This is a genomic window from Pseudoalteromonas sp. T1lg48 (assembly GCF_002964785.1).
Lineage (GTDB): Bacteria > Pseudomonadota > Gammaproteobacteria > Enterobacterales > Alteromonadaceae > Pseudoalteromonas.
Genome location: NZ_PQCC01000002.1, coordinates 519,654 through 536,506 on the forward strand (window position 1 = coordinate 519,654; position 16,853 = coordinate 536,506).

Consider the following 16,853-nt stretch of genomic DNA (forward strand, 5'->3'; position numbering starts at 1 on the left):
CATTAGAGTGGCTTTTTTCTTATCAGATAGGCTTACAGAGAGCTCTCAACCATAATCTTCGGTGTTACGAAGATAAGTAGCTCACGCTTCTCATTACGCTCACTGGTTGAGCGGAAGAGTGCGCCCAGGTAAGGAACGTCGCCCAGTAGCGGTACCTTACGAGCCGAGTTGATGATCTGCTGCTGGTAAATACCACCTAGCACCACGGTTTGACCGTTTTCAACCAACACCTGAGTCTCAATACGCTGAGTATCGATGGCGACCGCAGGACCCGTTGCCGTATCTACCGTGTCACCGCGGGTATCCTGGGTGATGGCCAAATCAAGGATAACCTTGTTATCAGGAGTGATATGCGGAGTCACTTCCAGGCTTAGTACGGCCTTTTTAAAGGTCACCGTAGTCGCACCACTCGATGCCGACTGAACATAAGGGATTTCAGTACCCTGCTCGATACGTGCCTTTTTCTGGTTGGCGGTTGTAATACGCGGGCTGGCGATGATCTCACCCTTGTTTTCTTGCTCTAGTGCTGAAAGCTCCAGGTCAATCAAGGTACCATCGGCAAGCTTAGCCACGTGCATACCAATACTGCCCGCAGGGTTAGCTACCGGTAAGTTCACATTCAAGCGGTCGGTAATACTTGGCACAATACCGTTAGCAGCATCGGTTGCGCCTAACAGATTACCCGATACTCCAGTGTCGCCACCTTGGTCACTAAAGCCCCAGCGGATACCCAGGTCTTCTTGAACGTTATCGCGTACCGTTACCATGCGAGATTCGATAACAACCTGCTTCACCGCCACATCCAGAGTTTCAATCAAACGACGCACGTTTTCAATGCTCTTAGCCGTATCCTTGATTAACAAGGTGTTTGTACGGGCATCAACCGACACGCTACCACGACTAGAAAGGATGCTGTTCACGTCGGTTTGCAATAAATCAGCAAACTCTTGCGCCTTAGCATAGTTAAGCTGAATGTATTCGCTGTATAGCGGCTCCAGGTCTTCAACCTGTTGCTTGGCTTTTAGCTCTTTGGCTTCACGAGCGGCTAATTCTTCGGTTGGTGCAACCATTAGAATCGAGCCTTCCATACGCTTATCCAGGCCTTTTACTCGTAGTACGATATCAAGGGCTTGGTCCCAAGGCACACCGTCTAAACGTAGTGTGATGTTACCGGCAACCGAATCACTCACTACAAGGTTAAAGCCATTATAATCGGCGATGATCTGCAGTACCGCACGAATAGAGATATCCTGGAAGTTCAGCGACATGGGACGACCTTGGTAGTCCTTACCATTGCCAAGGAAGCTGCGCTTCGACTCATCTTTTTCCAGAGTAATGGTAAAGATGTTGTCGAGTTGCTGATAGTTGTAATCGAATGCGTCTGTGGTATCGATTTCGATGCGGCTGTTAGAACCTTCTTTAAAGGTTTCTACCATGCTCACCACGGTACCGAAGTCCATCACATCCAATTGATAAAGAAGGTCATCAATGATGTCGGTGTTGTGGAACTCTACAATAACCTTGCCCGCTTGCTCCTGCACATCAATAGCGGCCATGTTTTCTTGTAAGAATACCAATACGCGCGCTTCACCTTCTTCGCCACGACGGAAGTCCAGGGCTTGAATACGGTTGATGTAGTTATCACCTTCGTCTTCTTCGGCAATGGTTTGCGATGCGTCTTGCACTGGGTTATCGGAAACGTGTAGATAGAACAAGTTCTTATCGATACGCGTCTGATAAATTTTCAGGCGATCTAGGTATACGGTTACCTTAAAGCCGTCATTAACAAACTCACTGGTTACCTTCTCTACACCGGCCTTATTAATTAAGACTTCTTCAAGACTTTGCTCATAATCGGCCTCATCAAAGAAAAGCTCAATACGTGCCGGCTCACTGAATACCTGAATCTGGGGTTCGATGTAGATTTCCTCATCGAATACAAACTCTACCTCAGTTTCACCTTCCAGTAATGGGTTGTAGCGAACGTCGTACAACAAGGGTACGGCTGTCGCAAAACTCGACATAAACAGGGTAGCTACTGCGAGTACCAAAGAATAGATACGATTCATTTTGAATGCGTTATTTTGCATTGTGCTGTTACCTTGATTTTTATGAACTGGAATCATCACCTGCCTCCAACATTTCTAGCTTGGTCAGGCGTTCTTTCCAACATCCTGCTCCATCAGGGATTAACTCTAATAATTCTATGTAGTTACTGCGTACCTGAGTCACTTTGCCGTGATACAAGCCAACGTAATTGCCTCTTGAAATTCGGTGTAAGGTATCATCCGATGCCTTCACAAGGGCCCATGTTTGCGGCCCGGTACCGAGTGTGCCTTTCATCGAGAGGTTATCTAGCGGATAACGCTCCAAAGGCTCTTTCTTACGCTGTGGATCCGGGTGTAAGCAATTTTGCACCTGAATCAACTTATCCTGAATTAGCTCAGGCTTTGGCGCCACAAACGGGCTACGTAAGTCGGATGCGCTGTAGGCAAAATGCTCAAACTGGGCAATTTCAGGAATTGGCTCCACCTTGGGCTGCGTACTGGCTTTTACTCGGTTGATAAACTCTTTTTGCTCGGTCGTGTCATCAAAACACCCACTCACTAACAGTGTTAACGAGGCGACTGCGAGGAGTTTTTTCATTATTCATCCCCCTCATAACGGTAAGTCTTGGCGACCACACTAAAGACTAGCTGGTCATCACCTGTAGCTTCGATTTCAAAGTCGTGCAAGCTGATAATACGCGGTAGCTGGGCTACCTTACCGACGAACTCACCAAATTCGTGGTAGCTTCCTTCAACCTCAATCTTGATGGGTAGCTCGGTGTAGAACTCTTTTTTAATCTCTGGCAACCAGCCAATTTTGACAAAGGTCAAGCCACTGGTTGTCCCTACGTAAGAGAGGTCATCCAGCAATCCAGGCGTTTCATTCGAGGTCGGCAACTTTTTCAATAGCTGGGAGAACTTCTCTTCCATCTCTTGCATTTGTTGCTTGTAGATTTCTAGGCGACTGGCTTTGGAGTACTTAAAGCGATAGCTATCGCGCAATTCGACTTCTTTATTTTGCACGTTTTCATAACTAGTGATTTTATCTTCCACGAGCAGTTTATAGCTAAAGAACAACACCAGTCCGGCGGCGAATACACACACCAACCCCTTAACCAGGGCGGGCCATTCACCTATGTTGTCGAACTCCAGCTCACCCCACTCGATATCACTAAAGGCTTTAAAACCTGAACTCATTGTTTCACCTCGTCAATCTCATCGAAGGACTTCACGCTGAATTGCATATTGAAATCACTCAACAAACGAGCCTGTTCTTCCCCGGCGACAATGCCTTGCAGGGATGCTCTTTCTAGTAGGTATGAGCCTTCAACTTGACGAATCATGGTTGATAAGCGGTTGTTAGACTCACTTTTGCCCGTAATCTGAATTGCATCACCGCGACGCTCTAGCGTCGTAAAGTAAACGCCGGAAGGAACGATTTTCGCTACTTCATCCATAATACGTGTACCCAGGTTACGGTTACTTTGCAGCTCTTCAATCAGGCGCATACGCTGTTGCAAGCTTTCTTTTTTCTTGTCCAGCTCACGAATTTCGGCGATACGTTTATCCAGTATTTGAATTTCTCTTACTAGGAAGTTGTTACGTACATTTTGACCATCGATCATGGCACCATAAACTTGGCTAAGTGCAAACATAGAAACAAAAGCGACCACAACCACCATCACCAAGATGGTAACGAAGTTTTGTTGCGCTTCCTTTCGTGCGGCTTCGCGCCAAGGCAGTAAATTTATATGTGGCATGCTGAGAAGCTCCTCAATGCAAGACCCGTGGCGACGGCGAATTGGGCCTTATGCTTGTCGATCAACTCCTGATCAACGCGCGAACCAATTTCCATGCTGGCAAAGGGGTTAACAACAACGGTATGAATACCCAATTCATCGACAAGCAATCTATCCAGGCCATCGATCATGGTCGTACCGCCAGACAAGACAATGTAATCTACTTGATCTTTACCACTGGTGGTCAAAAACATTTGTACGGCGCGACGAACTTGCTGCAGCAAAGAGGTCTGGAACGGAGCCAACACCTCAAAGGTATAGTTAGGCGGCAAATCGCCTGTACATTTAGCCCGCTCCGCTTCGTCAAAGCTTTTGTTGTAGTAGGAAACAATGGTGTTGGTATATTGCTCACCACCGAATACCTGGTCACGGGTATAAATGGTCTCGCCTTTTTGCACCACGCTGACCAAGGTCATCACTGCACCTATATCTACCAAAGCCACCACCTTGTCTTTGGCATCGTCTGGCAATGATGCGTAGGCCACATCCAAACTCCTGCTCAAAGCATAGGTTTCAACATCAACCACCTTGGGCGTGAAACCACCGGCTTCAACCGCTCCGGAACGCGCTTCAACGCTTTCCGTGCGCGCTGCCGATAGCAACACATTGACCTTTGACGGGTCAGCCTCGTTGATGTCGAGCTTTCGAAATCAATGCTTACCTCATCCAGGGGATAAGGGATTAAGCTATCGGCCTCGATTTCGATTTGCGATTCCAGTTCAGCATCACTTAATGACACGTCCATGAAGATCACCTTAGTGATCACCGTCTGACCAGACACAGCAACAACGGCGTGACTAATAGACTTTGGAATGCGTCTTCTAAGTTTTGCGATTACGCGGCCAATCGCCTCAATATCTTGTATGTTACGCTCGGCCATAGCCCCTTTAGGCATAGGTTCGATTGCAACAGCATCGAGACGATAACCCTGGTCCTGCTGTGTTAGTAACACCGCTTTAACAGAGTGTGAGCCAATGTCGATGCCCACCATGGCAGGCACTGACTTTTTGAGAAGTCGATTTAACATAAGACCAACGTGAAACCTTTTTTTATAATTATAATAGACTTATAAATTATTGATGAAAAAATTTTATTCACTTTCTAATCAAGATATACTAGCAACCTCTGCGCTCAATTGGGAGTCCAAATAGGGAATTATCCGTGAAAATATTCAAAAAATTTTTACAAATCCTTTGCATATGTGGCCTCCTGGGCTGTATTACTCTGGTTGCTTTATACCTTTACGTGAAGCCTGACATCCCCAGCGTAGCGGTATTAAAAGATGTAAAGTTACAAACACCAATGCAAGTATTTACGCGGGATGGCAAACTGATCAACCAGTTTGGTGAGAAGCGGCGAATCCCTGTAAAAATCAACGACGTCCCGGAACCACTTCTGAAAGCATTCCTGGCCACCGAAGATAATCGCTTTTATGAACACTACGGTATAGACCCAATAGGTATAGTACGTAGTGCTTTAGTACTAATATCCACCGGTGAAAAACGCCAGGGAGCCAGTACTATTACAATGCAATTAGCGCGAAACTTCTTTTTAACTCGCGAAAAAGCATATATTCGCAAAGTTAAAGAAATATTTATTGCCATCCACATTGAGCAATTATTAAGCAAAGATGAAATTTTCGAGCTTTACCTTAATAAAATAGAATTAGGAAACCGCGCTTTTGGTATTGGTGCTGCGGCCCAAGTTTATTATGGTAAATCGCTCGATGAATTAACTCTAGCACAAATGGCGATGATTGCAGGTTTACCGAAAGCCCCTTCGGCATTAAATCCGATTCGCAACCCGGAACGTGCCAAAGCACGCCGTAATGTGGTGCTCGCGCGTATGTTGGATGAAGGTTATATCAGCTCTTCTGAATATCAGGAAGCTACAAGTGCTCCAATCACCGCGACCTTCCATGGTGCCGAGATAGAACTCTATGCTCCTTATATTTCCGAGATGGCGCGCGCCGAATTGGTGGCCATGTACGGTACCGAACAGGCTTATAATTCGGGCATCAAAGTCTATACCTCGGTAGAGTCAACCATGCAGGCGGCAGCGCAAACCGCGCTTCGCGATAATCTCTATGCCTATGATATGCGCCACGGTTATCGTGGCCCCGAGGCCTACTTATGGCAAGATGGCAGTGACGAGCCCCTAAGTGACCAAGAGTTAGTACGGTACCTAAAAGGCGTTAATACACTGGCAGATCTTCATGCCGGGGTAGTGATGTCTGTTGAAGAGCAAGCTATTACCGTGCTAACCAAAGACAATGAGCGTCTAACCATAGATTGGGAAGGCCTGAAATGGGCACGCACCTTTATCACCCAATCACGTCAAAGCTTTGCCCCAAAAACGGCCGCCGATATTGTCAACCCAGGGGCACAAATCTGGTACCGCTTCAACAAGGATGGCCTTCCCTTATTGGCTCAGCTTCCCGATGCCGCCAGCGCCTTGGTATCGATTGACCCCAAGGACGGTCGCATTAAGGCCATCGTCGGTGGTTACAGCTTTGAACAGAGCCAATATAACCGGGCCGTACAAGCCAAGCGCCAGGTAGGCTCGAATATCAAGCCCTTTATTTATTCTGCGGCTCTGGAGCATGGGTACTCGTTGGCCACCATTATCAACGATGCGCCAATCAACCACTGGGATAAAAGCCAAGGTGTAGCCTGGCGTCCAAAAAACAGCCCGGAAAAATATGTTGGTCCCATTCGTGTTCGCCGTGCCCTGGCCCAGTCTAAAAACGTGGTCTCGGTGCGCCTGATCCGTGGTGTGGGCGTTGATACCGCCGCCGAGCACCTACTTAAATTCGGCTTTAAGGACGAGGATATTCCGCGCAATGAAACCTTGGCCCTGGGCAGTGCCTCGCTAACGCCGTTGGAGTTGGCTCGCGGGATGAGCGCCTTTGCCAATGGTGGTCACCTGGTGGAGCCCTATTTTATTAGTACCATCCTCAACAGCGAAGACGAAGTGCTTTATCAAGCTCAGCCATTACTTGCGTGTAGCAATGAACAGCATCGTAAAAATGAGGTGTTAGCCGAGTTTGCCGAACTCGCTAAGCTCGAAGACTTGGCCACAGGTGAAGCCACTGCCAGCGAACAATTAACAACCGAGCTGCAAATCGACGAGCTGCAATCGCAAGAGCAAGCCATACCCAGCTGTGCGCCACGCGTGATCTCCGAGCAAAACGCCTTTTTAATTGCCGATGCCATGAACAGCGCGATTTGGGGTGGTGGGGACTGGCAACACGGCACCGGCTGGAACGGCACCGGCTGGCGCGCCACCAAATTAAAGCGTCGTGATTTATCCGGTAAAACCGGCACCACTAACAACTCGGTCGATACCTGGTTTAGCGGCTTCAATGCCAATGTCATGACCACGGTCTGGGTTGGTTTCGATAACCCCGGCAACCCCCTGGGACGAACCAGCTACAACAATAATCTCGACCGCGGTCAGATCTTTGGTGCCGAGTCCGGCGCTAAGACCTCACTGCCGGCATGGATCGACTTTATGCGCGTGGCCCTTGCAGATCAACCATACGCGGCGATTGAACCACCCGAAGGATTAGAATCGGTGCGCATTGACCTGAAAACCGGTCTGCTAAGTCATAACAACGACCACACCAGTCGCTTCGAGTACTTTATTAAGGGCACGGCGCCGACCCGTTACGTAGAAAAAGCCCCACCGGTGCTGTTTGAAACCCAGACGCCGGGAGAGAAGGCTCTGCCGACAGAGGACGAGTTGTTCTAACATAAAAAAGCCAGCATATGCTGGCTTTTTTAATTCTGAGCGAAAGCCCTGATTAGTTTAATCGGGTGGCAAGCCAGTAAAGATCAGAATGCACACCCGCAGCGGTGACTTCCTTGCCCGCCCCCGGCCCTTGGATCACCAAGCCGTTATCCTGATACCAGTTGCTATTGACGACAAAAATATTGTCACCGGGGGGCAAGCCCGCCAATGGGTCATTGGTCGGCACCGCTACCAGCCCGACCTTGGCTTCAACTTTCCCCTGCTCAATGCGTAAATCGGCGTTATAACGCAACACCTTCTGCTCTGCCTTGGCTTGCTGCGCGCGCGTCGCTACAAAATCATCCAGTTCACCAAGATCTTCCAGACATTCTTGCCAAGTGCCCTTGGCCAATTGCGCTGGCATTAAGGCGCTAAGCTCAATATCATCCAGCTCCAGCTCTAACCCCAGTTCACGCGCCAAGATCAACAACTTGCGCTGGACATCGCGCCCAGATAAATCTTCACGAGGATCAGGCTCGGTAAAACCAAGCTCCTGCGCCTTCAGCAATAACTGGGAAAACGCCGTGCCGCCATCATAGCGACTGCACAACCAGGATAGGGTGCCGGAAAAAACGCCCTGCAACCGGGTCACCCTATCACCACTGTTTTGCAGATCAGCCAGGGCGAAGTTTATCGGTAGTCCGGCACCAACGCTGGTGTTGTAGCGCCACTGCAAGTTACGCTGAGCCAAGTCCTGTTTCAGGCTTTGATACCAGGCCAAGGGTGCGGTTCCTGCGTATTTATTGGCACTGATTAGATGACAATCGGCCTTGGCAAACTGCGGATAAAGCTGGCTAAAAACCTCACTGGCGGTGATATCGATGACTACCTTGTGCTCGTAATCAAGCTGCGCCAAACGCGCTAACAGCTCGTTATTCGTATAAGGCTGAGCATCTTGCTCCCAGGCCGCTTGCCATTGTTCGGTATCGATGCCACAAGGGTCATAAAGCATGTTTTCGCTGCGCACTAAGGCCACCACCTTAATTTCTATATGCTGACGTAAACGCGCCAATTGCTGGGCAAATTGCGTCACGAAAACCTCGCCAACATTACCCAAGCCAGCCACCACCACGGCCAACTGCCGTTGGGACCCCAACAAACGCTGGTGCAAGTAGCCCAGGCTATCGGCATCAATTTCTTCATCGGTTAACTGCAAAAAATAACCTTCACCTAGATAGCTAAAACGGGCATTTAGGTTGAGTTCGCTCAAACCCTGTTGTGCCTGTTGCTGGCATTTTTCCAACTCTCGCTGTGGTGCAACCAGGGCAAAACCGTTGACATTTGACTCCAGCAATTGGGCGCGCTCTGCAAAGTAATGCAGTAGCTCGGCACTGTGTTGCTGAGGCACCACCAGATACCAGATGCCATCAAGGTCGCAGGCGATAAGACTAGTCTGTAATTTACGTTGTAATTGTTCCAGCTCCCCCTGCTCCAAACGCAAAACCTTAATCACATCCTGCTGCGTCAAGGTGGTAATAAAGTGCTTATGCTTACACCCTCCCTCGCGCACGACTTCGGTGCCCACAGCATCGCTATCATAGGAGCTGCGCACCGTCAGCTTAATGTCTGTGCCGTGTAAGGGAGAGAGAGTCTTGGCGTGCAATACAGGGTTGCCAAGGGCCGCTAATAATTGTGCCTGAGCGCGGCAAATTTTATGGTATTTCTGCGCCGCAGAAACCTTTCTCGGATCGGTGCTAAACACCCCTTGTGTATCGGTCCAGATGCACACTTCGTCTACGCCCATATAACGAGCAAATAAGGTGGCGCTGTAATCGCTGCCATTGCGCCCCAAGGTCACTGTTTGACCCCGCTGATCGGCGGCGATAAAACCGGTGATCACATTAATCTTATCCGAGCTAATTAAACGCTGACACTGCTGCTCATTAACGCGATGCAATAGTTGTCCCTGTTGGGCACATAACAGCTGGCGCGCATCCCAAGCCAGCGCCTCAACGCCCAGTTGCTGCAAATAGCTGGATAACAAACGCGCCGACCATAGCTCGCCATGGGCCAATAATGCCGCCTCCTGCAAACTCCCCTGCTCAAATTCTTGCCATACCTGCGCTAATTCCTGCTCCAACAGATTTAATACCAGCGCTTTGTTCTCGCCGCTTAACAGCTCTTGGATCAGCTCCTGCTGATGATTACGCAACAGGCTTATCACATCCACAGCGCAATGCTGATCTTGTTGCTCAAACGCCTGCCATAACTTAACCAAAGTATCCGTGGTCTTACCGGCGGCGGACACCACGACTATGTCACCCACCTGGCTATGTGCGAGAATAATATTGGCGACCGCATAATAACGCGCCGCGCTGCTTAGGCTAGAGCCGCCAAATTTATGTACTACCTTGGCCATGAATCCGACTCCCGACTAGCTGTTATGAAGTAGTGTAAAGGCACGCTCAAGATCGGCAATCAGATCTTCTTTATCTTCGATGCCAACAGAAATACGAATAAGGGTGTCACCCACGCCAGCTGCTAAGCGCGCTTCCTTATCCATGCCCGCATGGGTCATGGTCGCCGGGTGACAAATTAAACTCTCGACACCGCCCAGTGACTCGGCCAGGGTAAATTGCTGCACCGAGGTAAGAAACTTGGCACTGTCTTTTAGCTCGCCTTTGATATCAAAGCTCACCATGCCGCCAAAGCCACTTTGTTGCGCCTTGGCCAACCGGTGTTGTGGGTGAGTGACCAGGCCAGGATAGTAGACCTTCTCCACTCCAGGATGCCGTTCCAGATACTCGGCGATGGCCCGGGCGTTTTCTTCATGCTGGCGCAAACGTACTTTCAGGGTACGCAATCCGCGCAGGGTAAGATAGCTATCGAACGGCGCACCGGTAATACCAATATTGTTGGCCCACCAGGCCAGCTCTTCGCCCAGTTCCGGTGTTTTACAAATCACCGCACCACCCACCACATCGGAGTGACCGTTAATGTATTTGGTCGTTGAATGCACCACGATATCGCATCCCAATGCCAATGGGTTTTGCAGCGCCGGCGATAGGAAGGTGTTATCCGCCGCCACCAGGGCACCCACCTGGGCCGCGGCGGCGCACACGGCCTTAATATCGGTCAGGCGTAAAATTGGGTTACTCGGGGTTTCAACCCATACCAATTTTGGTTTAGCAGCGATCAATTGCTGATAGCACTGAGCGTCGGTGAAATTCACCACCTTCACCTGCAACAGACCCCGCTTTGCAAGCGAGGTAAACAGACGGTAGCTGCCGCCATAACAGTCATGAGGGATCACCAGGGTATCCTTTGGTGTCAGTAACTGCGTCACTAGATGCACCGCAGCCATGCCAGTGGCCGTAATGATCCCGCGTGCGCCGCCCTCAAGCTCCGCCAAGGTCTCGGCAAGAATATCGCGATTAGGGTTACCGCTACGGCCATAGTCATACTGGCGCTTGGTATCAAAGTCGGCGAAAGAATAGGTGGTAGATAAATAAATTGGGGGCACAACTGCGCCATGATGCTGATCGGCATCAATGCCGTGGCGCACCGCAATGGTCTGTTTATTTAGCTTGGGCATAGTGCCTCCAATCAGATATAGATGTTTAGACGTCCAAAAGGTTAAAATATCCAAGTTTAGATGTCAAAACATTTATACGTCTAAATAGCTATATGAGGAATATTTGACTATCCTTTCCAACACGATAAAATTTCGGCCTTATTGATGCCTAAGTGACCAAAAACAAGACGCAAATTATGGCCAAGTGGAATGGTGAATATATTCACCCTTATGCGGAACACGGTAAGAAAGCCCAACAGGTAAAAAAGATTACCGTTTCAATCCCGCTCAACGTTTTAAAAGTATTAACAGACGAACGCACCAGACGCCAGGTGAACAACCTGCGTCATGCCACTAACAGTGAATTACTCTGTGAAGCGTTTTTACACGCCTTTACCGGGCAGCCACTGCCCAGCGATGAAGACTTACGTAAGGATAATCCGGAAAAGGTGCCGCAGGAAGTGCGTAAGATCATGGCGGAAATGGGATTAGAGATCCCGGAGATCGGTGACGATTAAACGCTTAAAACATAAAAAAAGCCCCAAGCTAGCTTGGGGCTTTTTTTATTGGCAATGCCAGTAATTACTTGTCATTCATGTAGTCACTTGGCAGTTCAATTTGCGCTACACCCGATGCCACAGCCGCTTCGGCCACCGCTTTAGCAACACGAGGCAATAAGCGCGGATCCATTGGCTTAGGAATAATGTATTGCGGGCCAAATTCAAGCTCGGTGACACCCGAAGCCGTCAACACCTCTTGTGGTACCGGCTCTTTAGCGATACTACGAATGGCTTCGACCGCAGCAATCTTCATTTCATCGTTAATTGCCGTGGCACGCACATCCAGGGCACCCCGGAAAATAAACGGGAAGCATAATACGTTGTTTACCTGGTTCGGATAATCAGAACGACCGGTAGCCATGATCAAGTCTTGACGGACGCCGTGAGCCACTTCTGGCTTAATTTCCGGATCCGGGTTTGAACAGGCAAAGACCACGGGCTTGTCGGCCATCAACTTTAACTCATCGGCAGAAAGCAGATCAGGACCAGATACACCAACAAACACGTCGGCATCGGCAATCACGTCTTGCAGGGTACGCTTATCCGTATTGTTCGCAAATAGCTGCTTATATTCATTCAGGTCGTCACGACGAGTGTGGATAACGCCTTTACGGTCTAGCATATAAATGTGCTCGCGCTGAGCACCACATTTAATCAACAGCTCCATACAGGCTACGGCTGCGGCACCGGCACCTAAACATACGATAAGAGCGTCGCTGATATCTTTACCTTGAATCTCAAGGGCATTGAGCATACCCGCTGCGGTTACGATAGCAGTACCATGCTGGTCATCGTGGAACACAGGCACATTACAACGCTCGATCAGCGCTTTTTCAATTTCAAAACACTCCGGCGCCTTGATGTCTTCAAGGTTAATACCACCAAAGGTATCGGCAATGTTTTCAACCGTGTTGATAAAGTCTTCCGTGGTACGGTGCTTTACTTCGATATCGATCGAATCTAGGCCAGCGAAGCGTTTAAATAATAATGCCTTACCTTCCATTACAGGTTTTGATGCCAACGGACCTAAATTACCCAAGCCTAAAATTGCCGTGCCGTTTGAGATCACCGCAACCATGTTGCCTTTCGCGGTGTACTTATATGCATTGTTGGCGTCGGCGGCAATTTCGCGTACCGGCTCGGCCACACCCGGACTATAGGCCAAGGCGAGATCGTTGACCGTTTCTGCACTTTTAGTCAGCTCAACGCTGATTTTGCCAGGAACGGGATGAGCGTGATAATCGAGAGCTTGTTGACGAAAGTCTGACATGAAAAAGTATCCTGCTAGAAATGTTGGTGAGAGTTCAGGTAACTACGGCAACAATACTGCTTTTCCAGCTATATTCCAAGTAATATCAGGTCTATCCTGTTGTACGAAATTAAGCGGTTTTAGCATCATGATCCCGGTTAATTATTTTAATTTCCCCAAGCATGAGCGACATTCACATGCCTTTTAGGGGTGAAAAAAAGCAATTAAAGCTGCATAAATCATAACTAAAGATATAAAAAATGCAATTCATATAACAATAGAGAATAAAAAATAGGTTCGTTAACTAAATAGGAAAAATAGCACCAAATTTCCTCACTTTAACCTCATTTAGATGCATTATTGCTACTTTTATAAATACTATCGGCGGTAAAAAAAGCAAAGTGACTTGTATCAATACTGGGAATGGATAAAAACAATTGCGCTCATGAAGTGAGAACTAGAGCAGACAAGGCATTAATTTGGAGAGAGAAAAGCAACAGGCACAAAAAAAGCACCCGAAGGTGCTTTTTTCTAATAAGCAATGAATTACTTCTTGCTGCTAAGCGCACCGAAGCGCTTATTGAAGCGGTCAACACGACCACCTGTGTCAAGAATCTTCTGCTTACCAGTGTAGAAAGGGTGACACTCTGAACATACGTCAAGGTGAATGTCTTTACACAAAGTTGAACGAGTTTCGAACTTGTTGCCACAAGAGCACGTTGCATTGATTGCTTCGTACTTAGGGTGGATACCTTCTTTCATGGGGGTTACCTCTAAATAGGCCGTATCGCTCTCCAAACCCGAAGTTTGGCACCATACGCGTTAGTTTCAATGTGCTAAGACCAGTAAAGTTTTGCTCAGCACCCTTAAGGCCGCGTATTTTATTTAACTAGCGGTTAATGTTCAAGCATTAATTGCCGCTATTCACCTCGCCATGAATTTAGTACATTAACAGCATGTCTGATGCTGTGAGTTTACCCTTGTCGTCTTCACCGAGCCCCCAACAAGCTAGTATTTTAATAACCCAAAATGAAAGCTATGTGGAAGTGGCCATCAAGGTGCCCTTACACCGTAGTTTTGACTACCTAGTCGACGACCCGGATATGGCAGCCAGCCTTGAACCCGGTATGCGGGTGCTGGTGCCCTTTGCCAACCGCCAAGTGACAGCCCTAGTATTGGCTACCAAAGCCAGCAGCGAGTTGCCAAAAGACAAGGTAAAGACGGTGATTAAGGTGCTCGATAGCGCTCCTGTTATTGACACGACCCATTTGCAACTATTGAAATTTACCGCCCGTTATTATCATTATCCCTTGGGTGAGACTATTTTCACCGCCTTACCTAAGGCACTGCGCCAAGGGGAAGATATAGATAAAACCAGCATCAACTATATTCAGCTCACCGAAAAGGGCCGCGCGTTACCCACCCTAAGGGCAAAGAAACAGCAGGCGCTGATGTCGCAGTTGGCGCAATCGGGGAAATCACCGGTAACCGAGGTAAAAGCCCTGGGCTACACCAAGGCCACTATCGATGCCTTAGTCGATAAGGAACTGGCCGAGATCAGCATCGAATTCTCCAGTCATTGGCGCGACAATGAAATCAAGGTAGCAAGTAAGCCGAAGCTAAACGCCGAACAGGCGGTGGCTTGCAGTGCCATAAATCAAAGCTCAGGCTTTACCTGCTTTTTACTCGAAGGCGTCACCGGCAGCGGAAAAACCGAGGTTTACCTGCAATGTCTGGAAGAAGTCATCAAGCAAGGCAAACAAGCGCTGGTGTTAGTGCCGGAAATTGGCCTGACGCCGCAAACGGTCAACCGTTTTCGCCGCCGCTTCCCAGACACCCCAATTATGCTTTGGCACTCGGCGCTCACCGACAACGAACGCTTGCAAACCTGGCGCTTTTGTCAAAAAGGCAGCTGCGCCATAGTCATAGGCACCCGCTCGGCCATTTTTATGCCGTTTTTATCCCTAGGTATGATCATAGTCGATGAAGAGCACGACGCGTCATTCAAACAACAAGACAGCCTGCGCTATCACGCCCGCGACCTCAGTGCTTATCGTGCCCAACAGCATAATATTCCGTTGGTATTGGGCAGTGCAACCCCGGCGCTGGAGACCCTGAACCGGGCGATTGAGGGAAAATATCATCTGCTGTCATTAACGCAGCGAGCGCAAACCAGCAGCGATAACCACTATGAACTGGTGGATATCAAGGGCCAGTATCTGCAAGCAGGTTTAAGTCACGCCAGCCTCGCCTATATACAACGAGAACTAGGCCGCCATAAGCAGGTGATGGTATTTCTCAACCGCCGCGGCTTCTCACCTTCACTGATCTGTCACGAGTGTGGCTGGCTCAGCGACTGCCCGCGTTGTAGCACCAGCGCCACCTATCACAAGTCCATGCGACGCCTGGTCTGCCACCACTGCGGCGAACAAACGGCGCCCCCCATGCAATGCCCGGATTGCGGCAGCACACAGATACACCCTGTGGGCCTGGGCACGGAGCAGTTGGAAGAAGCATTAAGCAAACAGTTCCCAGACATCCCCATCAGCCGCATAGACAGGGACTCAACACGTAAAAAAGGCAGTTTAGAAGAGGAACTTGAACGCATCAATCAGGGCGGCGCCCGCATTTTAGTGGGCACACAAATGCTCGCCAAGGGCCACCATTTCGCCGATGTCAGCCTGGTGATAATCCTGGATGTCGATGCCGGACTGCATTCCTGTGATTTTCGGGCCACCGAGCATCTGGCGCAATTACTCACGCAGGTAGCAGGCCGCGCCGGAAGGAGTGGCGAGCCGGGCACAGTATTGCTGCAAACCCACTTTCCAGAGCATCCGCTACTGCAAGATCTGGTCAATAACGGCTATCAGCATTTTGCTCGCTACGCCCTGCAAGAGCGCCAGGAAACCGAGTTACCACCCTATAGTCATTTAGCCTTATTGCGTGCCGAAGCCCACGATTTATCGCTAGTGCTTCGTTTTTTAACGGATTTAGTTCCCGCAACCCGTATCCCTAAGATACAATTACTGGGACCAATACCCGCTCCTCTGGAGCGCGTTGCTGGTAAATTTAGGTACCAGTTGCATATCCAGGGTGCTGATCGAGGCGCGTTACACGCCTTTGTGACGCAACTTATCGACTACTTAGGCTCGCATAAGTTGGCACAAAAGGTGCGCTGGAATTTGGACATAGATCCCATCGACATGATGTAAAGAGAGTCAACACACACGTATGGCGCAACACGACTACATAAATCGCAAAAGACCCCAACGCGGCGCAAAGAAAAAGGCCCCGCCGAAAAAGAAGTTGCCTGTCTTGCTAATTATCGCCGCCATTATTTTATGTGCCGGCTTTGGCTATGGCCTGTGGTACATCAAAAATAATGCCGACCCCGAGGCCGTCGAACAGGTAAAACAGCCGCCGCAACAAGAGTCGAAACCTGTTATTCACAAACCAGAAACGCCCGAGTTTATCAACGAGATAAAACAGGCCGAAATTGAGGTGGAAGTTAAAGAGGTTGAGCAAAAAGGCCCTTACGTCATGCAGTGTGGTTCATTTAGAACCTATGCCCAGGCAGAAACGCTGAAGGCCAAAATTGCCTTTACCGGCCTGATGGCCGAGATCCGTCGCACCGAAGGTTCAAACGGCGTGTGGTATAAGGTGCGCTTGGGTCCTTACCCCACCAAGCGCGGCGCAGAAAGCGATAAAAACAAACTCAAACGCCAGGCCAAAATCATGGGCTGTGGCATCTGGCTGTGGCAATAAGCCTCAGCCCCCATTAAAAACACAGCCAGTCCGCGGGGATTTCGCCTTATACCTTGAAATCCCCGACCCACGCCCATATTACCTCGCTATTAGACTCAACAAAGCCCAGATTGATTAAGGGCAAAG

At 49.1% G+C, this 16,853-nt stretch carries 12 protein-coding genes and 1 pseudogene; 4 read left to right on the plus strand and 9 right to left on the minus strand.

Annotated features, from left to right (window positions below):
• Positions 1-32: 32 nt before the first annotated feature.
• From C2M29_RS04200 to C2M29_RS04220, 5 genes and pseudogenes are all read right to left on the minus strand, one after another.
• Positions 33-2,126 carry a type IV pilus secretin PilQ gene (locus C2M29_RS04200; RefSeq protein WP_105188533.1) on the minus strand — a complete coding sequence of 698 codons (2,094 nt, stop codon included), beginning with the start codon at positions 2,124-2,126 and terminating at the stop codon, positions 33-35.
• Positions 2,110-2,646, minus strand: coding sequence for a pilus assembly protein PilP (locus C2M29_RS04205; RefSeq protein WP_105188534.1), 537 nt, complete (start codon positions 2,644-2,646; stop codon positions 2,110-2,112). Before C2M29_RS04205 ends, C2M29_RS04200 begins: the two co-directional genes overlap by 17 nt.
• Positions 2,646-3,245, minus strand: a complete 600-nt coding sequence (locus tag C2M29_RS04210) for a type 4a pilus biogenesis protein PilO (RefSeq protein ID WP_105188535.1) — start codon at positions 3,243-3,245, stop codon at positions 2,646-2,648. Before C2M29_RS04210 ends, C2M29_RS04205 begins: the two co-directional genes overlap by 1 nt.
• Positions 3,242-3,808, minus strand: coding sequence for a PilN domain-containing protein (locus C2M29_RS04215; RefSeq protein WP_105188536.1), 567 nt, complete (start codon positions 3,806-3,808; stop codon positions 3,242-3,244). Before C2M29_RS04215 ends, C2M29_RS04210 begins: the two co-directional genes overlap by 4 nt.
• Positions 3,796-4,874 (minus strand): annotated as a pseudogene (locus tag C2M29_RS04220) (pilus assembly protein PilM). The gene C2M29_RS04215 and the pseudogene C2M29_RS04220 overlap by 13 nt, the downstream one beginning before the upstream one ends.
• Positions 4,875-5,008: 134 nt before the next feature.
• Between C2M29_RS04220 and C2M29_RS04225 the strand changes: the two are divergent.
• Entirely contained in the window at positions 5,009-7,600 is a 2,592-nt protein-coding gene (locus tag C2M29_RS04225; protein ID WP_105188537.1) for a penicillin-binding protein 1A, read from the plus strand.
• Positions 7,601-7,652: 52 nt separating this feature from the next.
• On the opposite strand, the gene metL is transcribed toward C2M29_RS04225, so the two are convergent.
• Both metL and metB read right to left on the minus strand, forming a co-directional pair.
• The gene (gene metL / locus C2M29_RS04230) at positions 7,653-9,998 is read right to left on the minus strand and encodes a bifunctional aspartate kinase/homoserine dehydrogenase II (protein ID WP_105188538.1); all 2,346 of its coding nucleotides are present in this window, start codon (positions 9,996-9,998) and stop codon (positions 7,653-7,655) included.
• A gap of 15 nt (positions 9,999-10,013) precedes the next feature.
• A complete protein-coding gene (gene metB, locus C2M29_RS04235; RefSeq protein ID WP_105188539.1) occupies positions 10,014-11,174 on the minus strand; it encodes a cystathionine gamma-synthase in 1,161 nt (386 codons plus the stop codon).
• Between the two features lie 176 nt (positions 11,175-11,350).
• On the opposite strand from metB, the gene metJ reads away from it, so the two are divergent.
• Positions 11,351-11,671, plus strand: a complete 321-nt coding sequence (gene metJ, locus C2M29_RS04240; RefSeq protein ID WP_105188540.1) for a met regulon transcriptional regulator MetJ — start codon at positions 11,351-11,353, stop codon at positions 11,669-11,671.
• Positions 11,672-11,735: 64 nt separating this feature from the next.
• Here metJ and C2M29_RS04245 read toward each other — a convergent pair whose 3' ends face one another.
• Positions 11,736-12,983, minus strand: coding sequence for a malic enzyme-like NAD(P)-binding protein (locus C2M29_RS04245; protein ID WP_105188541.1), 1,248 nt, complete (start codon positions 12,981-12,983; stop codon positions 11,736-11,738).
• A 525-nt stretch (positions 12,984-13,508) separates the two neighbouring features.
• Complete coding sequence (rpmE, locus tag C2M29_RS04250; RefSeq protein ID WP_105188542.1) at positions 13,509-13,724, minus strand: 50S ribosomal protein L31; 216 nt, start codon at positions 13,722-13,724, stop codon at positions 13,509-13,511.
• 194 nt (positions 13,725-13,918) lie between these two features.
• Between rpmE and priA the strand changes: the two genes are divergently transcribed.
• Together priA and C2M29_RS04260 are read left to right on the plus strand one after the other, a co-directional pair.
• Complete coding sequence (gene priA, locus C2M29_RS04255) at positions 13,919-16,174, plus strand: primosomal protein N' (protein WP_105188543.1); 2,256 nt, start codon at positions 13,919-13,921, stop codon at positions 16,172-16,174.
• Positions 16,175-16,193: 19 nt separating this feature from the next.
• Positions 16,194-16,727, plus strand: coding sequence for an SPOR domain-containing protein (locus C2M29_RS04260; RefSeq protein WP_105188544.1), 534 nt, complete (start codon positions 16,194-16,196; stop codon positions 16,725-16,727).
• Positions 16,728-16,853: the final 126 nt, after the last annotated feature.